The organism is Pelagibius litoralis (assembly GCF_011683915.1).
GTDB classification, from domain to species: Bacteria; Pseudomonadota; Alphaproteobacteria; order Kiloniellales; family Kiloniellaceae; genus Pelagibius; species Pelagibius litoralis.
On record NZ_JAAQPH010000003.1, the window covers coordinates 124964 to 147722 of the forward strand.

Annotated in this window: 19 protein-coding genes and 1 tRNA gene; 7 read left to right on the forward strand and 13 right to left on the reverse strand. The window is 64.7% G+C overall.

All coding sequences use genetic code 11. The features are described 5' to 3' along the window. Positions 1 to 137 precede the first annotated feature (137 nt). Positions 138 to 227 (reverse strand) — tRNA-Ser (locus HBA54_RS04915). A 359-nt stretch (positions 228 to 586) separates the two neighbouring features. On the opposite strand from HBA54_RS04915, the gene HBA54_RS04920 reads away from it, so the two are divergent. Then, on the forward strand, positions 587 to 925 hold the full coding sequence (locus tag HBA54_RS04920; protein WP_167221981.1) for a hypothetical protein: 339 nt from the start codon (positions 587 to 589) through the stop codon (positions 923 to 925). A gap of 145 nt (positions 926 to 1070) precedes the next feature. On the opposite strand, the gene lepA is transcribed toward HBA54_RS04920, so the two are convergent. Beyond that, on the reverse strand, positions 1071 to 2873 hold the full coding sequence (gene lepA / locus HBA54_RS04925; protein ID WP_167221983.1) for a translation elongation factor 4: 1803 nt from the start codon (positions 2871 to 2873) through the stop codon (positions 1071 to 1073). Positions 2874 to 3195: 322 nt separating this feature from the next. On the opposite strand from lepA, the gene HBA54_RS04930 reads away from it, so the two are divergent. From HBA54_RS04930 to HBA54_RS04940, 3 genes are all read left to right on the forward strand, one after another. After that, positions 3196 to 3471 (forward strand): hypothetical protein, encoded by a 276-nt coding sequence (locus HBA54_RS04930; protein WP_167221985.1) that lies wholly within the window; start codon positions 3196 to 3198, stop codon positions 3469 to 3471. A gap of 313 nt (positions 3472 to 3784) precedes the next feature. Continuing rightward, the gene (locus HBA54_RS04935) at positions 3785 to 4138 is read left to right on the forward strand and encodes a hypothetical protein (protein WP_167221987.1); all 354 of its coding nucleotides are present in this window, start codon (positions 3785 to 3787) and stop codon (positions 4136 to 4138) included. 267 nt (positions 4139 to 4405) lie between these two features. Then, positions 4406 to 4588, forward strand: coding sequence for a hypothetical protein (locus HBA54_RS04940; RefSeq protein ID WP_167221989.1), 183 nt, complete (start codon positions 4406 to 4408; stop codon positions 4586 to 4588). Positions 4589 to 4650: 62 nt separating this feature from the next. Here HBA54_RS04940 and pheT read toward each other — a convergent pair whose 3' ends face one another. The 5 genes from pheT to HBA54_RS04965 all read right to left on the reverse strand — a co-directional run bounded on the left by pheT (position 4651) and on the right by HBA54_RS04965 (position 9589). Further along, a complete protein-coding gene (pheT, locus tag HBA54_RS04945; RefSeq protein WP_167221991.1) occupies positions 4651 to 7050 on the reverse strand; it encodes a phenylalanine--tRNA ligase subunit beta in 2400 nt (799 codons plus the stop codon). A gap of 4 nt (positions 7051 to 7054) precedes the next feature. Continuing rightward, positions 7055 to 8125 carry a phenylalanine--tRNA ligase subunit alpha gene (gene pheS / locus HBA54_RS04950; RefSeq protein WP_167221993.1) on the reverse strand — a complete coding sequence of 357 codons (1071 nt, stop codon included), beginning with the start codon at positions 8123 to 8125 and terminating at the stop codon, positions 7055 to 7057. A gap of 117 nt (positions 8126 to 8242) precedes the next feature. Continuing rightward, on the reverse strand, positions 8243 to 8599 hold the full coding sequence (gene rplT, locus HBA54_RS04955; protein ID WP_167221995.1) for a 50S ribosomal protein L20: 357 nt from the start codon (positions 8597 to 8599) through the stop codon (positions 8243 to 8245). Between the two features lie 13 nt (positions 8600 to 8612). Continuing rightward, entirely contained in the window at positions 8613 to 8816 is a 204-nt protein-coding gene (rpmI, locus tag HBA54_RS04960; RefSeq protein WP_167221997.1) for a 50S ribosomal protein L35, read from the reverse strand. 152 nt (positions 8817 to 8968) lie between these two features. Continuing rightward, complete coding sequence (locus HBA54_RS04965) at positions 8969 to 9589, reverse strand: TetR/AcrR family transcriptional regulator (protein ID WP_167221999.1); 621 nt, start codon at positions 9587 to 9589, stop codon at positions 8969 to 8971. A 112-nt stretch (positions 9590 to 9701) separates the two neighbouring features. Here HBA54_RS04965 and bdcA point away from each other — a divergent pair, with 112 nt between their 5' ends. Next, the gene (gene bdcA, locus HBA54_RS04970; protein ID WP_167222001.1) at positions 9702 to 10415 is read left to right on the forward strand and encodes an SDR family oxidoreductase; all 714 of its coding nucleotides are present in this window, start codon (positions 9702 to 9704) and stop codon (positions 10413 to 10415) included. A 112-nt stretch (positions 10416 to 10527) separates the two neighbouring features. Here the strand turns inward: bdcA and infC are convergent, their stop codons facing one another. The 3 genes from infC to HBA54_RS04985 form a co-directional block, all read right to left on the reverse strand. After that, a complete protein-coding gene (infC, locus tag HBA54_RS04975) occupies positions 10528 to 11064 on the reverse strand; it encodes a translation initiation factor IF-3 (protein ID WP_167222379.1) in 537 nt (178 codons plus the stop codon). Between the two features lie 167 nt (positions 11065 to 11231). Beyond that, positions 11232 to 13184 carry a threonine--tRNA ligase gene (thrS, locus tag HBA54_RS04980; RefSeq protein ID WP_167222003.1) on the reverse strand — a complete coding sequence of 651 codons (1953 nt, stop codon included), beginning with the start codon at positions 13182 to 13184 and terminating at the stop codon, positions 11232 to 11234. Positions 13185 to 13281: 97 nt separating this feature from the next. Next, positions 13282 to 14496 carry a glycosyltransferase family 4 protein gene (locus HBA54_RS04985; protein ID WP_167222005.1) on the reverse strand — a complete coding sequence of 405 codons (1215 nt, stop codon included), beginning with the start codon at positions 14494 to 14496 and terminating at the stop codon, positions 13282 to 13284. Positions 14497 to 14559: 63 nt separating this feature from the next. Here HBA54_RS04985 and HBA54_RS04990 point away from each other — a divergent pair, with 63 nt between their 5' ends. Continuing rightward, positions 14560 to 15378 (forward strand): alpha/beta fold hydrolase, encoded by an 819-nt coding sequence (locus HBA54_RS04990; protein ID WP_167222007.1) that lies wholly within the window; start codon positions 14560 to 14562, stop codon positions 15376 to 15378. A 98-nt stretch (positions 15379 to 15476) separates the two neighbouring features. Here HBA54_RS04990 and HBA54_RS04995 read toward each other — a convergent pair whose 3' ends face one another. Then, positions 15477 to 16388 carry an SDR family oxidoreductase gene (locus HBA54_RS04995; protein ID WP_167222009.1) on the reverse strand — a complete coding sequence of 304 codons (912 nt, stop codon included), beginning with the start codon at positions 16386 to 16388 and terminating at the stop codon, positions 15477 to 15479. Between the two features lie 64 nt (positions 16389 to 16452). Between HBA54_RS04995 and HBA54_RS05000 the strand changes: the two genes are divergently transcribed. Next, positions 16453 to 17271 carry a tetratricopeptide repeat protein gene (locus tag HBA54_RS05000; RefSeq protein ID WP_167222011.1) on the forward strand — a complete coding sequence of 273 codons (819 nt, stop codon included), beginning with the start codon at positions 16453 to 16455 and terminating at the stop codon, positions 17269 to 17271. 191 nt (positions 17272 to 17462) lie between these two features. On the opposite strand, the gene HBA54_RS05005 is transcribed toward HBA54_RS05000, so the two are convergent. Both HBA54_RS05005 and gltB read right to left on the reverse strand, forming a co-directional pair. Beyond that, on the reverse strand, positions 17463 to 18131 hold the full coding sequence (locus HBA54_RS05005; RefSeq protein WP_167222013.1) for a glutathione S-transferase family protein: 669 nt from the start codon (positions 18129 to 18131) through the stop codon (positions 17463 to 17465). 61 nt (positions 18132 to 18192) lie between these two features. Further along, positions 18193 to 22752, reverse strand: a complete 4560-nt coding sequence (gene gltB, locus HBA54_RS05010; RefSeq protein WP_167222015.1) for a glutamate synthase large subunit — start codon at positions 22750 to 22752, stop codon at positions 18193 to 18195. Positions 22753 to 22759: the final 7 nt, after the last annotated feature.

Consider the following 22759-nt stretch of genomic DNA (forward strand, 5'->3'; position numbering starts at 1 on the left):
TCCGGCTAATCCCACCATATCCCGTTTCGCCACTCGAATTCCACGGCAAGCAGTGACGCACTGTGGGGCCCATTGTGGGGCCGAGCATTCATGTCGACCAGAATACTAATAATTATCAGTAGTTTAAATATGGCAGATGGCGGAGAGGGTGGGATTCGAACCCACGAGGCGGTTTCCCGCCCACACGCGTTCCAGGCGTGCGCCTTAAGCCACTCGGCCACCTCTCCTTCAGCGCGGCAATCCCTGTTCTACCGCATTCCCATTTCCCAAAGATAAACCGGGAAGCGGGTCGGCGGCACAGCCAGGGGCAGCCAGCGGCGCGAAACTAGCCGAGGGCGGGCCCGGATGCAATGTCTTGATGCGGGCCGCCGCCCGGAAGGGCCTTAGGGTCTTTCTGGGCTTAGACGGCACCAGCCCACGCCCCCTCCCGGCCACCCCCGATATCCCCGGGCCCAAAAAAAGCGGCCTGCCGGTTGGCTGCAACCATCGGAGGCTGCTAATATCCCCCGGTCGCCGCCCTGACGAATCCCGGACCGTTAGCGATCAAAGATCCGGACGGTGCAGGAGGCGGTAATTTGGGGGACTCATGATTGTTGGCCGCGTTCTCGGCTGGTTCTTTCTCTTCGCAGCGCTGGTATTGCTTGGCTGGGATGGGGTGTCGTCGTTGAGCAGCGGCGAATGGCGCTTTGCCGTGCTCGGCCAGCGCTGGTTCGAAATCGATCAGGCAATGGGCGGTGCCAGCCTGAACATCCTTCAGGCCGGGATCGAGCGCAGGATCTCGGTGGATCTTTGGGACAATATCTTCACGCCCCTGCTGCAGTGGTGGGCCTGGCTGGTGTTCTTCGTCCCCGGGGCTGTCCTGGTGCTGCTGTTCCGGCGCTGGGGCGGCGAACGCCAACACAAACGCTTCTCGGGCCGCCGCTAGAGTCTTTTTGATTTAGGCGGCACCGGCCCGCTCCCCCTCCCGGCCACCCAACGCCAGTATCCTATGGGTGGCCGGGAGGGGGAGCGGGCTGGAACCGCTTCGACGTAAGTCGAAAACGTTCTAAAAAACCACTTTCCGAGAGCGGTTAGCCGTCACCCATCTTGAGGGCGGCCAGGAAGGCCGACTGCGGAATCTCCACATTGCCGACCTGGCGCATGCGCTTCTTGCCGGCCTTCTGTTTTTCCAACAGCTTGCGCTTTCTGGAAACGTCACCGCCGTAGCACTTGGCCGTCACATCCTTGCGCAGGGCCGAGATGGTTTCCCGCGCGATGACCTTGCCGCCGATCGCCGCCTGAATGGCGATCTTGAAGAGCTGGCGCGGAATCAGGTCCTTCAGGCGTTCACAGAGGACGCGGCCGCGCGGCTCCGCCTGGGCACGGTGCACGATGATCGCCAGGGAATCGACAGGCTCCTGGTTGACCAGGACAGAGACCTTCACCAGGTCGCTCTCGCGGTATTCCTCGATCTGGTAGTCGAAACTGGCATAGCCGCGGGACACCGATTTCAGCCGGTCGTAAAAGTCGAACACCACCTCGTTGAGCGGCAGGCGGTAGACCAGCATGGCGCGGCTGCCGGCATAGGTAAGGTCGATCTGTTCGCCGCGGCGATCCTCGCAGAGCTTCAGGATCGGCCCCAGAAACTCGTCGGGCACCAGGATCGTGGCCTTGATCCAGGGCTCTTCGATCTTGGCGATCTTCATGACGTCGGGCATGTCGGCCGGGTTGTGCAGCTCGATCATCTCGCCCTTGGTCAGATGGATTTTATAAACCACGGAGGGCGCCGTGGTAATCAGGTCGAGATTGAACTCGCGCTCCAGGCGCTCCTGCACGATCTCCAGGTGCAGCAGCCCCAGAAAGCCGCAGCGGAAGCCGAAACCCAGGGCCGCCGAGGTTTCCGCCTCGAACTGGAAGGACGAGTCGTTGAGCGCCAGTTTACCGAGCGAATCCCGCAGCGTTTCGTATTCCGCCGCGTCGACCGGGAACAGACCGCAGAAGACCACCGGCACGGAGGGCTTGAAACCGGGCAAGGGCGCCGCGGCAAGGCGCTTCTCCTCGGTGATGGTGTCGCCGACGTTGGTATCCGCCACCGACTTGATGCTGGCGGTAAGGAAACCGATCTCCCCGGGGCCGAGCAGCGGCAGGCTGGCCATCTTCGGGGTGAAAGCGCCGACCTTCTCCACCAGATGGGTCGACTTGCTGCCCATCATGCGGATCTTCATACCCGGCTTCAGGGTGCCGTCGACCACCCGCACCAGGGTGATGACGCCAAGGTAGGCGTCGTACCAGCTATCGACCAGCAGGGCCTTCAGCGGCGCCTCGGCATCGCCTTTGGGCGCCGGCAGGCGTTTCACCAGGGCTTCCAGCACCGCATCCACGCCTTCGCCGGTCTTGGCCGAAATCGGCAGGGCTTCGCTGGCGTCAATACCGATCACCTCCTCGATCTGCTCCTTGATGCGCTCCGGCTCCGCGGCCGGCAGGTCGACCTTGTTCAGGACCGGAACGATCTCGTGGTCGTTGTCGATCGCCAGATAGACGTTGGCCAGGGTCTGCGCTTCGACCCCCTGGCTGGCATCGACCAGCAGCAGGGAGCCTTCGCAGGCCGCCAGCGAGCGGCTGACCTCGTAGGAGAAGTCGACATGGCCCGGCGTGTCGATGAGGTTCAGTTCGTAGGTCTCGCCGTCCCCGGCCTTGTAGCTCAGGCGGACGGTCTGGGCCTTGATGGTGATGCCGCGCTCACGCTCCAGGTCCATGGAGTCCAGGACCTGCTCCTTCATCTCCCGGTCGCTCAAGGCCCCGCAAAGCTGAATCAGGCGGTCGGCCAGGGTCGATTTCCCATGATCGATATGGGCGATGATCGCAAAATTTCGGATGTGTGAGAGCTCGGTCATGGTGCCTTGATAAAATCGCGATAAAGCCGCTTGAGAACCTTTGCCAGACCGGACCGCGCCCCGGAACAAGCTTGGGGCGCCCAGCCATGGCAAGTGCCGCGCCCGCCCGCCAGGAGACAGAACACGGCGCGCTGGAAGATAGGGCCCAGACGCGCCTTGTTCAACGCCTTGATGCAGAGACCCAAAAGCCCGGCGAAGAAGCCCAGCCGGCGCGCGGATAAGCATCCGCCTATACGCCAGAAAGGGTATATTTGTCCCGAAGTCGTCACACCCTCGGCGATAGACGCTGTGTTAGCTCTCAAACAGTAGGTCTATGGAGGACATGTTGAAGCGACACAATATCTTGATCGAACCCTGGCGGGAGACATCAAGCTTTACCTATGAGCGCGGCGAATCGCTGTTCCGTTGGACCGTAACCTTCGAACGCGATGGCCTGCGCTACGAGCAGGGCACGGCAAGAACCCACGCGGAGGCCAGAGCGGCCGCCGAGTCCTTTCTGGAGAATCAGGGTGTCGAACTGCATTGGCAACCGCCCGCAAGCGCCACGACCCGCGTCTTGACCCCCAGGTCCGGGCACCCAAGATTCTTCCAGTATTAAGACATCTCTCCTAGAGCAGAACCGGGTTGGATGGAATCGCTGAAAGCGATCCATCAACCCGGTGAATCTGCTCTAACTACTTGATGTCGATCGGATTCACATGTTTTGTCGAAACCACGAAGTGGTTCCGTCAAAACATGATCCGATCTAGGGTTTCTATCTTTGAGAGTAGGATTAAGACTGCTAGAGTACTCGGGATTTGGGTGGCATTGTCTCAATTCTTCACGGAATCTCAACGCCGGTGGGGAATATTCGGGGGGATCTCAGCGTTCTCGCAACAGGACACTGAGGAAGAACGATGCGGAGAGGTTTCATGGGCAAAATCATTACGACAGCGGGAAGCGGCCTGCGGATGGCCGCCTGTATTGCAGTAGCGGGGTTCGTCCTCGCAACTTCGGCATCTCCCGCCGCAGCGGCGCGCAACGAAGCGCGCTGGTATCAGCAGAACTACTGTTTGGTGAAGGCATACGAAGCGCTCGGTAACAAGAACGCAGCCACCCACAACAAGCATGCGCGCCAGTCACGCGCCAAGCTGATCCGGCTGGGCGTGCCCGAACATCACCTGCGCGAGCTCGAAGGCTTCATCGACAAGACCATCCGGAAAACTTCAGCGGGCAACAAAGCGCATCAGGGGCCGCGCATTTGCATGCAGTGGTACAGCACCTGAGTGTAGACGAGACGGCCGCAGAGCCTGAAAAGGCCCGCCGCCACCTGATACCCAGTTGATCGAGATTCAGAGAAAGCCCGGTTCGCAGAACCGGGCTTTCTTGATTCTGCCGACAATCAGCCAACGGCCAAACGACGAAAGCGTTGCGCTCTTGCCACAGGTGAGTGCGCGATTATCACAGTCAGGGCGATCTTAACCTTTCGTTAACCATGCCCGGTCGACGCTCACCTTTCTCGAATACCGAGAGATGGGCAGGGAAAACTGGCAATGGATCGCAGAATAAGCGAGGCCGAGGCGCGCGAGTACGCGGCCATGAATTGGGCCTTGGCCGCGCGCGCGGAAGCGGCGGGTAACATCAAGCTCGCCAAGGAATTGGTCGCAAAAGCCCGACGGGCCGACGAGCTATGGGCACGCAACAGCGATGGCGGCGACCGTCTGGCCTCGCGCTGACACCCGACACCTTTCCCGGATCTTTTAGGCGCGCCCGAATCTTTTAAATGCGCCCCGGTCTTTTAGGCGCGAAGAGCGCCGCCCGTTGCCGTGGTGACCTGTTTCACGACCTTCTCGGCCACCGCCTCGATCTCCTGATCGGTCAGCGTCGCCTCACGCGGCTGCAGGGTGACCGCGATGGCCAGCGACTTCTTGCCCGGCTCCACGCCCTTGCCCCGATAGACATCGAACAGCGCGACATCACTGATGAGCGCCTTGTCCGCCCCACGGGCTGCGCGCAGCAGTTTTTCCGCCGGCACATCCTCATCGACCAGGAAGGCGAAGTCGCGCGATACGGGCTGAAAGGCCGATAGCGTCAGGAGGGCCGGCTTCTGCTTGCCGGCACGCGGCAGGGGCACGCGGTCGAGGAAAACCTCGAAGGCCACCGCCGGCCCCTTCAGGTCCAGCGCCTTCAGCACCCGCGGATGCAGCTCACCGAACTGCGCCAGCACGTTGGGGCCGAGCCTGAGCACGCCGGAGCGGCCGGGGTGGTACCAGGCCGGCGCATCGGGCGTGACCTGCAGATTGCCGGTCGGCGCCGCGCAGGCCGCCAGCACCGCCTCGGCATCGCCTTTGGCGTCGAAGGCATCGACCGGGCGCGGCGCGGCGGTCCAGTTGCGCCCCTGGCTCTCGCCCGCCCGGATACCGGCGGCCACGGTCGCCTGCCCCTTGGGGCTGTCGTCATGGTACTGCGGACCAACTTCGAAGAGCGCCAGGTCGCCATAGCCACGGTCGGCATTGCGGACCGCCGCGGAGGCCAGATTGGCCAGCGGGGTCGGGCGCATGACATCGAGGTCGGCGGAAATCGGATTATCGAGACGCAGCGCGTCGGGCATGCCGCCGAACAAAGCCGCCTCCTTGCTGGAGACGAAAGAGAAGGTCACCCCCTCCAGCATGCCGCGCCAGGCGAGCGCCGTACGGGTTGCCGCGACCCGGCGCTGGGACGGGCTCAAGGCCGCCTTGGGCAGGTAGGTCTCGCGCGGCAGGTCGACCTCGGGAATGGCGTCATAGCCGTGGATGCGCAACACCTCCTCGACCAGACAGGCCTCGCCCTCGATATCCGGGCGCCAGGACGGCACCGCCGCCGTCAGCCTGTCGCCGTCTTGGCCGACGGCAAAGCCGAGGCGCTCGAGGATCTCGCCCTGGCGGTCGGCGGCGATTTCGACGCCGCAGAGGGTCGCCGTGCGGGACGGGCGCAGGCTGACCTGACGGTCCCAGGCCGGCAGTTCGCCGGCGGTCACCACCGCGCTGGCCTCGCCACCGCAAAGTTCCAGGATCAGGCGGCTCGCCACCTCGACCGCAGGCAGCACGAAGTTCGGATCGACGCCACGCTCGAAGCGGTAGCGCGCGTCGGAGTGGATGCCAAGCTTGCGCCCGCTCTCCGCCACCCGCACGGGATCGAAGAGGGCGGCTTCGAGGAAGACGTTGGTGGTCTCTTCGGTGCAGCCGGAGACCTCGCCGCCCATGATGCCGCCGATGCCTTCGGGCCCGGCGTCGTCCTCGATCACCACCATGGTCTCGTCGAGGCTATAGGTATCGCCGTCGAGGGCGACGATCTCGCTGCCCGGCTTGGCCAGACGCATCACCACATCGCCCTTTACCTTGTCGGCATCGAAAACGTGCAGCGGACGGTTCAGGCCGAAGGTGACGTAGTTGGTGATATCGACCAGCGCGGAGATCGGCCGCAGGCCGATGGCCCGCAGGCGATCCTGCATCCATTTCGGGCTGGGGCCGTTCTTCACATTGCGGAAGCTGCGCCCGGCCACGAAGGGACAGAGGTGCTGCTGATCTTCAGGCAGATCCCGGCGCCATTTGATCGGGCTTTCGAAGACGCCGGGAACCGGCGTCTCGTCCAGCGGCTTCAAGGTGCCGAGCCCGGCGGCGGCCAGATCGCGCGCGATGCCGCGCACGCCCAGGCAGTCGCCCCGGTTCGGGGTGATGGCGATCTCGATCACCGGGTCGTCAAGGCCCGCAACCCGGGCGAAAGGCGTGCCCAGCGGCACGTCTTCGCTCAGTTCGATGATGCCCTCGTGGTCGTCGGAGAGGCCCATCTCGCGCTCGGAAACCAGCATGCCGTTGGACTCTTCACCGCGGATGTTCCCGGCCTTCAGGGTGATTTCCGTCCCCGGGACATAACTGCCGACGGGGGCGAAGACGCCCAGCATGCCGGTCTTGGCGTTGGGCGCGCCGCAGACCACCTGGACCTCTTCGCGGCCGGTGTCGACGATGCAGACCCTCAGACGGTCGGCATTGGGGTGCTGGCGCGCTTCCTTGACCCGCGCCACGGTGAAGGCCTTCAGGGCTTCGGCCCGGTCTTCGATGCCTTCGACTTCCAGGCCGATCATCGACAGGGTGTCGGTGATCTCCTTGAAGGAGGCTTCGGTCTCCAGATGGTCTTTCAGCCAGGCGAGGGTGAACTTCATCGCGTCAGCTCCCCCGCACCAGGGACGGCAGTTCGAGCGGCACGAAACCGTAGTGCTTCAGCCAGCGCAGATCGGTCTCGTAGAAGATCCTGAGATCGGGGAAGCCGTACTTCAGCATGGCGATGCGCTCGATGCCCATACCGAAGGCAAAGCCCTGATAGACCTCCGGGTCGATGCCGCAGTTGGCCAGCACCTTGGGGTGCACCATGCCGGAACCGAGGATTTCCAGCCAGTCCTTGCCCGGCCCGATCTTCAGCTCGCCGCCCTCGCGGCTGCAGCCGATGTCGACCTCGGCCGAGGGCTCGGTGAAGGGGAAATAGCTGGGCCGGAAGCGCAGCGGCAGATCGTCGATGCCGAAATAGGCGCGGCAGAAGGCGGTCAGGGTGCCCTTCAGGTGGCCCATATGCGTCTTCTTGTCGATCACCAGCCCTTCGACCTGATGGAACATCGGCGAATGGGTGGCGTCGTGATCCGCGCGGAAAGTCCGGCCCGGCACGATGATGCGGATCGGCGGCTTCTCGGAGAGCATGGTGCGGATCTGCACCGGCGAGGTATGGGTACGCAAAACCTTGCGCGAGCCGTCCTCGGCCGGGCGCAGGTAAAAGGTATCCATATCCTGGCGGGCAGGATGCGACTCGTGGATGTTCAAGGCCGTGAAGTTGTGGAAGTCGTCCTCGATGTGCGGGCCCTCGGCGACCGAAAAACCCATCTCGCCGAAGATCGCCACCAGTTCTTCCCAGGTCTGGCTGATCGGATGGATCCGGCCCACCTCGGCCGGACGCGCCGGCAGGGTGACGTCGATGGCTTCCTTTGCCAGCCGCGCCTCCAGCGCCGTCTCTTCCAGATCGCCGCGGCGCGATTCGATTGCCGCGTTGAGCGCTTCCTTCACCCGGTTGAGGCCCTGGCCGGCTTCCTTGCGCTCGTCCGGCGACAAGCTGCCCAGGGTCTTCAGCCGCTGGGTCAGTTCGCCCTTCTTGCCGAGCGCCTGGACGCGCAACTGCTCAAGGGTTTCCAGGTCGCCCGCCGCGGCCACCCGGTCGATGAGACTGCTTTGCAGCTGCTCCAGACTATCCATGACTGCCTTCTGTCCGCCTTTGCCGTGTCGCCCCGCGTTTCAAACGATGGGGGCAACCCGGCAGGGTCCCGTCCGGCGGCGGCCTTTGCGGGGCGCGCTACCGGACCACGAGAGGCGTCAGGCCCTTGCGGCCTTCGCCTGTTCGACCAGGGACTTAAAGGCCTCGGGCTCACGCACCGCCAGGTCAGACAGAACCTTGCGGTCCAGCTCGATGCCAGCCAGCTGGATACCGTTCATGAACTGGGAATAGGTCAGGCCGTGCTCGCGGGCGCCGGCGTTGATGCGCTGGATCCAGAGCGAGCGGAAGTTGCGCTTCCTGACCCGGCGATCGCGGTAGGCGTACTGCAGGCCTTTTTCGACCCGCTCGATCGCAACGGTGAAGACGTTCTTGCCGCGGCCGCGGTAACCCTTGGCGCGCTTCAGGACTTTCTGGTGGCGGGCGTGCGTGGTGACGCCGCGTTTTACTCTTGCCATGGCGTGCCTCTCCTTACTTCGCGTAGGGCAGGAAGTTACGCCGCACGACCTTGGCGTCGGCGTCGCAGAGCAGCGCGGAGCCCCTTGCGTTGCGGATCATCTTCTGGGAGCGCTTGCGCATGCCGTGGCGTTTGCCCGCCTGGTTCATGCGCACTTTGCCAGTGGCGGTAAGCCGGAAGCGCTTCTTCGCCCCGGACTTGTTCTTCAGCTTGGGCATTTTGCATCCTTTCTGAACGAAACGAGACTGTTTGAGCGGCTGGGCATGCCCTTTCGCCGGACCACTCGGTAAGGAACGCGGGGTTATAGCGGCCCCAAAGCCGGAATGCAAGACGGCGCATCGGGCCCGGAATTCCGGGCTTCAGGGGGGGCTCAGCCGGGGCTGTCCGGGCAGGCGGCGCGGAAGCCGGTACCGGCCAGGGCAGCGGCCTCGATCAGGGCCTCTCGGGGCATGCCGTCGCGGGCCGCCGCCGAGAGGCCGGCAAGGACCACCCCGACAAAGTCGGCCAGGCGCCCGGCTCCGCCCGGATAGTCCCGCTCCGGGAGATCGCGGCGCAGGCGGTCGACGATGCCCTGGCGGGAAGCCGCCTTCAGCCTCGCCATGAAGGCACAGACCGACGGGTCGGCGGAATTGCGGGCCCCGTCCAGAATCAGGCAGCCCGGACGCCCGGGATCGGCACTATAGGCCTCTGCAGCGCGGATAAAGAGCCTGGGGATCACCGCGTCAACGCGTCCCTCTTCTGCCAAGGCAGCCTGGATCACGGCCCCGTCGCGTGAGCGATAGAGCGCCACCGCCCGCTCGAAAAGCCCTTGTTTGCTGCCGAAAGCCGCATACAGGCTGGGCGGTTTCACACCGGTCGCCTGGCTGAGTTCGGCGACGCCGACCGCGTCGTAGCCGCGCTCATGGAACAGCGCCAGGGCGGTTTCCACGGCCGCTTCGGGGTCGAAGGCACGGGGTCGCCCTCGGGTCGGTTTTGTTTTTTTAACAGTCATTACACTTTTCTCTTGCAACCGCTTCTGAAGATTATATCTAACGATCACTACAAAATTCAACTCACAACGATCCCGATCTTACTTAACCCCAACCTCATTCAGGAGCCGCTTCATGACTTCCCTCTCCAACAAGAAAGCCCTGGTTCTCGGTGGCAGCCGTGGCATCGGTGCCGCCATCGTCGAACGCTTTGCCCGGGAAGGCGCCGAGACGCGCTTCACCTATGCCGGTTCGACCGAGGCCGCAACGGCCCTTGCCGGAAAATCCGGCGCAAAGGCGATCCAGAGCGATTCCGGCGACCGCCAGGCCCTTACCAAAACGATCGCCGATCAGGGCCCGCTGGACATCCTGGTGGTGAATGCCGGAGTGCTGGTGATGGGCGACCCGCTGGAGACCGACCCCGATGCCGTCGACCGCATGATCGACATCAACGTCCGCAGCCCCTATCACGCCGCCATCGAGGCGGCGCGTAAGATGAACGAGGACGGTCGCATCGTGGTCATCGGCTCGGTGAACGGCGACCGCATGCCGTTTCCCGGCGGCGCGGCCTATGCACTCACCAAATCGGCCATGCAGGGGCTGGTCCGGGGGCTCGCCCGCGACTTCGGGTCGCGCGGCATCACCGTCAATGCGGTCCAGCCGGGGCCCGTAGATACCGACATGAACCCCGCCGACGGGCCGATGAAAGACGCCATGCATTCCTTCATGGCGATCAAACGCCATGCCGCGCCGGCGGAAGTCGCCGGCATGGTGACTTATCTGGTGGGTCCGGAAGCCGGCATCGTGACCGGCGCCCTGCATACCATTGACGGTGGTTTCGGCGCCTAGCGCCTCGGCGACGGCGGTTTCGGCTTAAGAAGAAGCCCGGTCACCCTGCGGAAATCGCATTTCAGCAGGGTGACTTCGCCATTCCCCTGACGACTGGACGGTGGTGACGCCCCTAGCGCGGCGCCATGACCATGGTCATCTGGCGGCCTTCGAGTTTCGGAAACTGCTCGACTTTGGCGGTTTCCTCCATCTCCTCACGGACCCGGTCCAGGACGTTCTTGCCGATTTCCTGGTGCACCATTTCACGGCCCCGGAAACGCATGGTCACCTTGACCTTGTCGCCCTCGCCGATGAAACGATGGATGGCGCGCATCTTCACCTCATAGTCATGGGTATCGATGTTGGGCCGCATCTTGATTTCCTTGACGTCGATCGTCTTCTGCTTCTTGCGGGCCTCGTTCTTTTTCTTCTGCGCTTCGTAGCGGAAGCGCCCGTAGTCGAGGATCTTGCAAACCGGCGGATCGGCGTTGGGCGAGACCTCCATCAGATCCATACCGGCAGCCATGGCGCGGCTGAGCGCGTCTACTGTCGAAACAACCCCGACCTGTTCGCCGTTTTCGTCGACCAGGCGCACCTGCGGTACGGTGATGAGTTCGTTGACGCGCGGCCCATCGCGGGACGGCGTAGTGTCAAAGGGTGGGCGTGCTATTGTTTAGGCTCCTCGTTTCCATCCATATGCGGGTAACCACTCTACTGAATTTCGAAAAATGCCCCGCCATGGCTGGCGGCGGCTTCCCCTCTCGGCTTGCGCAGGCCCTGCGGTCTCCCGGTTGCCGGATCAGGCGGGCTGCAAGGCAGCGCCGACCGACACAACGACTAAGAGGCCGGCTGCGCTGACGCGCCCGGACCCGCTGCTTCCGCCTCAATCCTAGCCACTGCGTCGTCAAGCGCAAGATTCTCTTGCTCCTTGCTGCCCAGACGGCGGAGCGCAACCTTGCCCTCTTCGGCCTCGCGGCGGCCGACCACCGCCAGGACGGGCACCTTGGCCAGGGAGTGTTCGCGCACCTTGTAGTTGATTTTTTCGTTGCGCAGATCGGCCTCGACCCGGATCCCCGCAGCCGCCAGTTTCTCTTTTACCTGAGAGGCGTAGTCGTCTGCATCAGAGGTAATGGTCGCAACCACAACCTGCAACGGCGCCAACCAAAGCGGGAAACGGCCGGCGTGCTGCTCGATCAGGATCGCCAGGAAGCGCTCGAAAGATCCGAGGATTGCCCGGTGCAGCATGACCGGGCGGTGTTTCTCGCCATCTTCGCCGACATAAGACGCCCCAAGGCGCTCCGGCACCACAAAATCGACCTGGAAGGTGCCGCACTGCCAGTCGCGCCCGATGGCGTCACGCAGCACGAATTCCAGCTTCGGCCCGTAGAAAGCCCCCTCGCCCGGGTTCAGGCTGTAAGTCAGGCCGGCTTCCTCCACCGCGTTCTTCAGCGCCGCCTCGGCCCGGTCCCAGGTGGCATCGTCGCCGGCGCGTACCGGCGGGCGGTCGGAGAATTTCACCACCAGCTCGTCGAAACCGAAATCCCGATAGATGCTCTGCAGCAGGTCGCAGAAGATCACCGTCTCGCTGTTGATCTGCTCCGGCATCGAGAAGATATGGCCATCGTCCTGGGTAAAGGCACGCACCCGCATCAGGCCGTGCAGCGCGCCCGAGGGCTCGTTGCGGTGGCAGGAACCGAACTCCGCCATGCGCAGCGGCAGGTCGCGGTAACTGGTGATGCCCTGCTTGAAGATCTGCACATGGCCGGGACAGTTCATCGGCTTCACCGCCAGAACGCGATCCTCTGATTCGGCGATGAACATATGCTCGTGGAACTTCTCCCAGTGGCCCGAGGCCTCCCAGAGCGAGCGGTCGATCAGCTGCGGGGTCTTCACTTCCACATAACCCGCCGCCGCCTGTCGCCGGCGCATGTAGGCCTCGACGGTGCGGTAGAGGGTCCAGCCCTTGGGGTGCCAGAAGACCGAGCCCACCGCCTCTTCCTGCAGGTGGAACAGGTTCATCTCCCGGCCCAGGCGGCGGTGGTCGCGCTTCTCCGCCTCCTCAACCATGGTGAGATAGGCCTTCAGCTGCTTTTCGGTTTCCCAGCAGGTGCCATAGACGCGCTGCAGCTGCTCGTTCTTGGCGTCGCCGCGCCAATAGGCCCCGGAAACCTTGGTCAGCTTGAAGGCATGGCCCAGCTTCCTGGTCGACGGCAGGTGCGGGCCGATGCAGAGATCGAGCCAGTCGCCCTGGCGGTAGATCGAGATCTCCGCATCGCGGGCCAGCGTTTCGATATGCTCGGCCTTGTACTTCTCGCCGATCTTCGAAAAGTGCCGGATCGCGTCATCGCGCTCCCAGACCTCGCGGGTGATGGTTTCGTCACGGTCGACGATCTCGTGCATGCGCTTTTCGATCGCCGCCAGGTCTTCCGGCGTGAAAGGCACCGCCCGGGCAAAGTCGTAGTAAAAGCCGTTCTCGATGGCCGGCCCGAAGGTCACCTGGGTATCGGGATAAAGCTCCTGCACCGCCTCGGCCAGCACATGGGCGCAGTCATGGCGCAGCAGCTCCAGGCTGTCTTCATGGCCCGCGGTGACGATCTCGATGGCGGCATCTTCTGCGATAGGCGCGGAAAGGTCCTTCAGAACGCCGCCCACCTTGACGGCCAGCGCCGCCTTGGCGAGGCCCGGTCCAATGCTGGCGGCAACCTCGGCACCGGTCACCGGCCCCGCATAGGCGCGGGCGGACCCGTCAGGCAGGGTGATCGAGACTTGCTTTTCTTCCGTCAGATCCATCGAGATGCTTTGCACGCAGTTTTCAAGGGGTTGCGGAGCCCGCAGGCTGGAAACCCGGTCCCGAAGCGGCGCAACTCTAGAAGGATTCCAACTGCTGTCAAGGATCGGTGCCCGGCGCCCAGGCCCCGGCCCGCAGGACTTCCTTATAGAGCGACAGGGTCTTGGCGCACATCTGATCCTTGGAGAAGTGCTGCCGCACCCGGGCGATGGCCTCGTCATGCAGCTGCGCCCGCGCTTCGGGCGAGAGGCCCAGGGCCTTGCGCAAAGACCCGGCCAGGGCTTCGGCATTGCCGGAGGGAAACAGAAAGCCGGTCCGCTCGGCCAGCAGTTGTTCGCGCGCACCGCCATGATCGCTCGCCACCACCGGGCGGCCCAAAGCCTGGGCCTCGCCGACAATGCGGCCAAATCCCTCAGGGTCGGTCGAGGCGGAAACCACGACGTCGGACAGCATATAGGCTGCCGGCATGTCGCTGCATTCGTCCAGCAGCGAGACCCGGCCCGCCAGGCCGTGCTGATTGATCAGTTCCTCCAGCTCGCGGCGATAGGCCGTGCGTCCCTGGTCGGAGCCGACCAGGACACAGCGGTATTCGATATCGCGCAGCTTGCTGAGCGCTTCCAACAACACCGCCTGCCCCTTCCAGCGGGTCAGCCGTCCGGGCATGAGGATCAGAGGTTGGCCGTCCGCGAGACGCCAGCGCGTCGACAGCTGGATCATGCGTTCCGCGCTGACCCTGTCGGGATCGAAACGCGCCAGATCGACGCCGCGATGGATGACCCGCAGCATCTTTGGGTCAATCTTATAGTTGGTGCGGACGTGTTCGGCGATGAACTCCGAAATCGCAATGACGCGCTCGCCGTCGGCCATCACCGCGTTGTAGCGCTTCTTCAAGGCGTTCGAGAAATTGTAGGGAGCGTGAAAGGTGGTGACGAAGTGACAGCCGGTGCGCCGCGCCGCCGCCCGGGCCGACCAGGCCGGCGCGCGCGAGCGGGCATGGACCAGATCGACTTTGTAGCTCTCGATCACCCGGGCAAGGCGGGTGACGTTGCGGTGTATGACCAGGGGGTTCTTGGACGCCAGCGGCAGCTTCAGGTGCAGCGCACCCAGCCGCTTCAGGTCGTTCTCCATCGGCCCGCCCTCGGAGGCGACGATGGCGGTACCGCCGTCGGCGATGATCGCACCGGCGATGTCCACCGTGCCGCGCTCCGCGCCGCCGGTCACCAGCGCCGGCAGCACCTGGAGCACGACCGGCCCCTGCGCACCGGTCGCGCTTTTGACCTGCGTGGCCGTGATGTTACCTTCCGCGGCAGTCATCCCGCGACACCCCTCCGTCGGGCCCATAAGGCCTGAAGTACGACGGTAAACCTGAGAGAAATCATGTCGAATCCCGATTCGCCGACCGACCAGCCGCCGCAAACCTTAGCCTGCGAAGACGGGACCATCCTCGCCTATTACAAGACGGCGACAGGAAAAGCCAGTGCCGAGGGACACCCGGATGCACCCGGCCTGCTGTTCCTGGGCGGCTTCATGTCCGATATGACCGGCAGCAAGGCCCTGGCACTGGAAGACTTCGCCGGCAAGCGTGGGCAGGCCTTTGTGCGATTCGACTATCGTGGACACGGCGCCTCCGAAGGCCGCTTTACCGATGGCACCATCGGCACCTGGCTGGCCGATGCCCTGGCAGTTCTGGACAGGCTCACCGAAGGGCCGCAGATCGTCGTCGGGTCCTCCATGGGCGGATGGATCATGCTGCTGCTCGCCCTGGCCCGGCCGGAACGCATCGCCGGCCTGGTCGGGATCGCCGCCGCCCCGGACTTTACCGAGGAGATCATCGGCCCGCGCACCACCGATGCCTTTCGCGAAAAGATGGCTCAAGACGGCTACATCCTCTACCCCTCGGCCTACAGCGAGGAGCCCTACACCATTACCAACGACCTGATCGAGGAGGGGCGCAATCACCTGCTGCTGAAGGGGCCGATCCCGATCACGGCGCCGGTACGCCTGCTCTACGGCATGCAGGACAGCGACGTGCCCTGGCAGATGGCGGTCCGGCTGTGCGAACTGCTGGAAAGCCGCGATGTCGAGCTGAGTATCGTGAAAAACGCCGGACATCGCTTCTCAGAGCCCGCGGAGATCGACCTGCTGCTGCGCACGGTGGCGGCGCTGAGCGATCCGCAGGGCCTGCCTGAATCCTAAGGCCGTTCCAGCCCGCACCCCCTCCCGGCCACCCAACGTCAGTATCCTATGGGTGGCCGGGAGGGGGTGCGGGCCGGTGCCGTCTTAATGAAAAAGGCTTAGTATCCCTCGGCCAGAAGCGCATCCAGCCCGGTCCTGTAGCCCGGATAAGCCAGTTCGACCGCCAGTTCCTCGTGCAGGCGCCGGTTGGACACCCGCTTGTTGTCGGCCCAGAAGCTGAGGCCCATGGGGGAAAGGCCGGCTTCTTCCAGAGGGACCAGCGGCGGCGGCTCGACCCCCAGAAGCCCGCAGGCATAGGCCGTCACCTCGGCCGGGGAGGCCGGATCGTCGTCGCAGACGTTGTAGACGCGCCCGGGCCTTGCGGCGGCCATGGAGGCCTGGAGCACCGTGGCGATGTCTTCGACATGGATGCGGCTGAAAACCTGTCCCGGGCTGTCGATCCGCTTGGCCCTGCCGGCCCTGACCGTATCCAGCATGGACCGGCCGGGCCCGTAGATGCCCGCCAGGCGGAAAATGTGGACCGGCAAAGCCTGATCCCGCCAGGCCCGCAGCCAGGCCTCCTCCGCCGCGACCCGCCGGCGGCTGCGCGCGGCGGAGGGCCGCAGTTCCGAGTCCTCATCCACCCAGCCGCCGTCGCGGCTGCCGTAAACCCCGGTGGTCGAGAGATAGCCGGCCCAGCGCACACCGCCCAGCGCGGCAAGCTGGCTGCCGTGAAGATCGAGGACCGGATCGCCCAGATCGTCCGGCGCGATGCTGATCAGCAGATGAGTCGTCCCGGCCAGGGCCGCCGCGGGGTCCGCCAGCGGTCGGTCGCGGTCGAAGAGGAAGACCTCGATCCCCTCGGCGGCCAGCGCGGTGGCCTTTTCCGGCGAGCGGGTGGTGCCGGCCAGCGCCCAGCCCTGCCCCTTCAGGCGCCGCGCCAGCGCCAGGGCGCTGAAGCCAAGGCCGAAACAGAACAGGCGGTGCCCGGCGGCGGGATCGGAATCTGACGGCGAAGGGACGGTTTCCACCAAAGGGCATCTCGCTTAAGTTGGCGCCGGGCAACGTTGAGAGAAGAAGCATATAGGACATAGCGTGGCGGCAAGGAATACCAAGACGATGCATCTGCGCGGAACGGCGGGGCTTTTGCGGGGGCTGGCGCTCGGCCTGTGTCTTGGCGGCCCGGTCTCGGGTCTGGTCGCGGGCCCGGCCTGGGCGCAGAGCGAAGACCGCGAGCAGGCGGCCCGTTACGCGGGCTGCATGGACCTGATCGAGATCGACCCCGACCAGGCGTTGGAATCGGCCCAGACCTGGGCGGATCTGGGCGGCGGCGACCCGGCGCGCCACTGCGCCGCCGTGGCCCTGCTGCGCCTTGGACACCACGCCGCCGCCGGCCAGGAACTGGAAACCCTGGCCGCCAGCCTGGAGCCGGGCTTTGTGTTCCTGCAGATCCCCATTCTGATCCAGGCCGGACAGGCCTGGTTTCTGGCGGAAGACCTGGATCGTGCCCACGCGATTCAGACCGCGGCCCTGGCGCGCGAACCGAACAACGTCGATCTGCTGGTCGACCGCAGCATGACCGCCGCCGCCGTCGGCAACTTCGAGGATGCGGTGTCGGACCTCAGCCGGGCCCAGGCCAACGCACCGCAGCGGCCCGATATCCTGGTGCTGCGCGCCAGCGCCTACCGCTATCTCGACCAGCAGGCCCGCGCCCTGGCCGATGTGGAACGGGCCCTGACCCTGGACCCGGGCAATGCCGAAGGCCATCTGGAGCGCGGCAACCTGCGCCGCCTGGCGGGCGACGATGCCGGCGCGCGTGATGACTGGGTGGCGGCCGCGCGGCTGGCCCCGGAAACCCAGACCGCCGCCGCCGCCCAGGCCAACATCGCCAAACTCGACCTGAAGGTGGAGTAGAGCGACCCAAAGCCCCTCACCCTCCCGCTTCGCGGGCCCCTCCCACTGGGGGGAGAGGGAAACAACAAACCGCCTCAAACAAAAACCCTCTCCCCTTGTGGGAGAGGGTTGTGAAGGCTTGGTGAGATCGAAGATCGAACCTTAGCCGGAACTGGGTGAGGGGGAGGACGTTTCAACCGCCTCTTCGCGCTTTAGAAATCCAGGTCGGCGTAGTGCTTGGGGGGGCGGGCGCCGGAGATGTGATCGCTCAGGATGGCGCGAAAGCTGGGCCGCGACTTGATGCGGGCGTACCAGTCCTTGGCGCCGGAATGTTGCGACCAGGGCACGTCGCCCAGATAGTCGACGGAGGAAAGCTCGCAGGCCGCCACGATGTCGGCGCGCGAGAAGTTGTCACCGGCCAGCCAGCGGCGCCGGTCGCAGAGCCAGCCGATGTATTCCAGGTGATAGTGAATATTGGCCAGCCCGGCGCGGATCGCGCCCGAGTTGGGGGTCCCCAGGCCGAGAAAGCGTTTCATGATCTTCTCTTCGACCAGGTTGACCGTCACCTCGCTGTGAAACTTGTCGGCAAACCAGCTGGAAAGGCGGCGCACCTCCGCCCGGTCCAGGGGGCTGGTGCCGAGCATCGACGGCTCGGGGTAGGCTTCTTCCAGGTACTCGGCGATCACCGCCGTGCCGGGAACAGAGGTGCCGTCTTCGTCGATGAAGACCGGCACCTGACCGGCCGGGTTGAGGTGCAGAAACACCTCCCGCCGCTCCCAGACCTTTTCAGTCCTCAGTTCGCAGTCGAGACCCTTTTCGGCAAGCAGGACGCGGATGGCGCGGCAGCCCGGATCGATCGCAAGATGGTAGAGTTGACGCATGGCCGCGGACTATAAGGATCGCGCCCGCACCTGAACAGTAACGTTTAAGGGTAACGGCCGTTCAAGCGCGTTGCGCCGCCTCCGCCTCGCGGCTGACGGGATGGGCGAGGCGGTCGATCATTTCCTTCGGCACGACCTGCCAGATATGTCCCTTCTCGTGTTCCCAGTCGACCAGCAACTGCTGGGCGAAAGCGGACTGGGTTTCGCGCCAGTGCTCGCCAATCAGCTCGCGCAGTTCGGTCTCCCAATACTCGGTCTCCAGGCGCTGGAAGATCACCGACTCCTCGTTGATGCGCTCCGGCAGCGTGTTTTCCACGTCATAGATAAAGGCCATGCCGCCGGACATACCGGCCCCGAAGTTGGCCCCGACCGAACCCAGGATCACGGCGACGCCGCCGGTCATGTATTCGCAGCCGTTGGAGCCGCAGCCCTCGACCACCGCGACGGCGGCGGAGTTGCGCACGCAAAAGCGCTCACCGGCCTGACCGGCCGCGAAAAGCTTTCCGCCGGTGGCGCCGTAGAGCACGGTGTTGCCGATGATGGTGTTCTCGTTGCTCGCCAGACGGGTCGAGGTCAGCGGCCGCACGACGACGGTACCGCCGGAAAGGCCCTTGCCGACGTAGTCGTTGGCATCGCCGAACACTTCCAGCTTCAGGCCCTGGACGGCAAAGGCACCGAGGGACTGGCCGGCCGAGCCGCGCAGGCGGACGGTCACGTGGTCGGGATCGAGCCCGGCCATGCCGTATTTGCGGGTGATCATCGCCGACAGCTTGGTGCCGATGGCGCGGTGGGTGTTGCGGATCGAATACTGCAGCTGCATCTTCTCGCCGTCCTTGAACAGCGGCTCGGCGTCTTCGATGATCTGGGCGTCGAGGGTTTCGGGCACCTCGTTGCGCCCGACCAGGGTGCAGTAGGTCGGATCGTCACCGGCATCGGCCTTCACCAGCAGTGGATTCAGATCCAGATCGTCCAGATGGGCGGCGCCGCGGCTGACCTGCATCAGCAGGTCGGTGCGGCCGACGATCTCGTTGAGGCTGCGCATGCCGAGCTCGGCCAGGATCTCGCGCACCTCTTCGGCAATGAAGCTGAAGAGGTTCACCACCTTCTCCGGCGTGCCGGTGAACTTTTTCCTCAGCGCCTCGTCCTGCACGCAGACGCCGACCGGGCAGGTATTGGAATGGCACTGCCGCACCATGATGCAGCCCATGGCCACCAGCGAGGCGGTGCCGACACCGAATTCCTCGGCGCCCAGCATGGCGGCGATGACGATATCGCGTCCGGTCTTCAGGCCGCCGTCGGTGCGCAGGGTCACGTTGTGGCGCAGACGGTTCAGGGTCAGCACCTGGTTCACTTCGCTGATGCCCATTTCCCAGGGTACCCCGGCAAACTTGATGGAGGTCTGCGGCGAGGCGCCGGTACCCCCGACGTTGCCGGAAATCAGGATGACGTCCGCCTTGGCCTTGGCGACGCCGGCGGCGATGGTGCCGATGCCGGAGCGCGCAACCAGTTTCACGCAGACCTTGGCTTGCGGATTGATCTGCTTCAGATCGTAAATGAGCTGCGCCAGATCCTCGATCGAATAGATGTCGTGATGCGGCGGTGGCGAGATCAGCATGACCCCGGGCGTCGAGTGACGCAGCTTGGCGATCATCTCCGTCACCTTGAATCCCGGGAGCTGTCCGCCCTCGCCGGGCTTGGCGCCCTGGGCCACCTTGATTTCGATCTCGCGGCACTGGTTCAGATATTGCGCCGTCACCCCGAAACGCCCGGAGGCGACCTGCTTGATGGCGGAGTTTTCGTTGTCGCCGTTGGGATGCGGCGTGAAGCGTGCCGGGTCTTCGCCGCCTTCGCCGGAGTCCGACTTGGCGCCGATCCGGTTCATCGCGATGTTGAGCGTGCCGTGGGCTTCCGGCGAGAGCGCGCCCAGGGACATGCCCGGGGTGACGAAGCGCTTGCGGATCGCGGTGATCGATTCGACCTCTTCGATCGGCACCGGCGTGGTGCCTTCGGTCTTGAAGCCCAGAAGGTCGCGCAGGTTGCTCGGCGGCTGCCGGTGCACGCCTTCGGAGAACTTGCGGTAGGTGGTGTAGGAATCGCTGGCCACGGCCGCCTGCAGGGTATGGATCAGCCCCGCTTCCCAGGCATGACTCTCGCCGCCGCGGCGGTAGCGGAAGAAACCGCCCACCGGCAGCGTCAGAAAGTCTTCGCTCCAGGCTTTCTCGTGCAGGCCGAGAATCTTCTGCTGGATACCGGTAAGGCCAATGCCCGAAAGGCGGCTGGGCATCGGCATGAAGAACTCGTCCACCAGGGTGCGCGACAGGCCGACCGCCTCGAAGTTGCAGCCGCCGCGGTAGGAGGAGATCACCGCGATACCCATCTTGGACATGATCTTCAACAGGCCGTCGTCCACCGCCTTGATGTAGCGGTGCACGCAGTCTTCCAGCGGGCGGTCGCCGAAGAGGCCGCGGCGGTGACGCTCGGCGATCGATTCCTGTGCCAGATAGGCGTTCACCGCGGTGGCGCCGACGCCGATCAGCACGGCGAAGTAGTGCACGTCCAGGCATTCGCCGGAGCGCACGTTCAGCGACACGAAGGTCCTGAGCTTCTGATGCACCAGGTGGGTATGCACCGCGCCGGTGGCCAGGATCATGGGAATGGCGGCGCGCTCCGCCGAGACGGCTTCATCGCTCAACACGACATGCTCGCAACCGGCGCGCACCGCGTTCTCCGCTTCATGGCGGATACGGTCCAGGGCCTCGGCCAAGGCTGTCTCGCCGCCGGCGATGGCGAAGGTGCAGTCGATATTGGCGGCGGTATCGCCCATGTGGGCGAGCAGCGCATCGAATTCGGCGTTGGAGAGCACCGGCGATTCAAGCTGCAGCATGCGCAGCTGCGCCTCGTCCTCATCCAGGATGTTGCCCAGGTTGCCCAGGCGCGTCTTCAGGGTCATGACCCGGCGTTCGCGCAGGGAATCGATCGGCGGGTTGGTCACCTGGCTGAAGTTCTGGCGGAAGAAGTGGTGCATGCCGCGGTAGCGGTCGGAAAGCACCGCCAGGGGCGTGTCGTCGCCCATGGAGCCGATGGATTCCTTGGCGTCGTCGACCATCGGGTGGAGGATCAGTTCGAGATCCTCCATGGTCAGGCCATAGTTGAGCTGGCGCCGGCGCAGGGCCTCGCCCTCCCAACGGACCGGCTCGCCGTGGTCCGGACGCAGCAGGTCGTCGATCGAGGTCACGTTGACGATCCACTCGCCAAAGGGTTTCTGCGCCGCGAGATGGGCCTTGATTTCGTCGTTGTGGTAGAGCTTGCCCGCCCCCAGGTCGACGGCGATCATCTGGCCCGGGCCCAGCCGGCCCTTTTCGATGATCCGCTGTTCGTCGATGCGCACCATGCCGGTTTCCGATCCGGCAAACAGCAGGCCGTCGTCGGTGATGGTGTAGCGCATCGGCCTGAGGCCGTTACGGTCCATGCCCGCGACCGCCCAGCGGCCACCGAAACCGCAGACCGCCGCCGGCCCGTCCCAGGGCTCCATCACCGCATTGCAGTAGCTGTAGAGATCGCGGTGGACCTGCGGCATCGAGGGGTCCTGCCCCCAGGCCTCGGGGATCAGCATGGTCTTCACCATCGGCAGGTTGCGGCCCGCCCGCACCATCAGCTCGGCCACCGCATCCAGCGCCGAGGAATCCGAGGACCCGGCGGCGATGACCGGCTTCAGATCCTCGACATGGTCGGAAAAAGTCTCCGAGGCCATGCGGCACTCATGGGCCTGCATCCAGTTGACATTGCCCTTCAGGGTATTGATCTCGCCGTTGTGGGCGAGGATGCGGAAAGGCTGGGCCAGACGCCAGGTCGGAAAGGTGTTGGTCGAATAGCGCTGGTGGAAGATGACGAAGTTCGAGGCGAAGCGTTCGTCCAGCAGATCGGGATAGAAGGTGGAAAGCTGCTCGGCCAGGAACATGCCCTTGTAGATCACCGAGCGGCAGGACAGCGAGCAGATGTAGAAGTCCTGGATCGATTCTTCTTCCGCCGCCTTCTCGATGCGCCGGCGGATGATGTAGAGGTCGATCTCGAACTGCTGGTCGCTGACGCCGCGCGAGTTGGCGATCATGACCTGTTCGATTTCCGGCCGGGTCAGATTGGCTTTCTCGCCGACGATCTCGGTGTTTACCGGCACCTGGCGCCAGCCGAAGATCGTATAACCGAAATTCAGGATCTCCCGCTCCACCAGAACGCGGCAGCGCTCCTGCGCGCCGAAGTCGGTGCGCGGCAGGAAGACCATGCCGACGGCCAGCATCTCGTCGCCGGGCTCGTGGCCGGTGCGCGCGACGTGCTCGCGGAAAAAGTCCTGCGGGATCTGCAGGTGGATGCCGGCGCCGTCGCCGGTCTTGCCGTCGGCATCGACGGCCCCGCGGTGCCAGACCGCTTTCAGGGCCTCGATGCCCGCCACCACCACTTCGCGGCGCGGCTTGCCGTCGATGGAGGCCACCAAGCCGACACCGCAGGCGTCGTGTTCGTCGGCGGGGTCGTAGAGACCCTCGCGGCTCAGAAGCTCGGCGTTCCTGCGCCAGGCGGAAACGAAATCGTTTTTCGGTGAATCTTTTTTCGGTGAATCTGTCGTCATCTTTCGT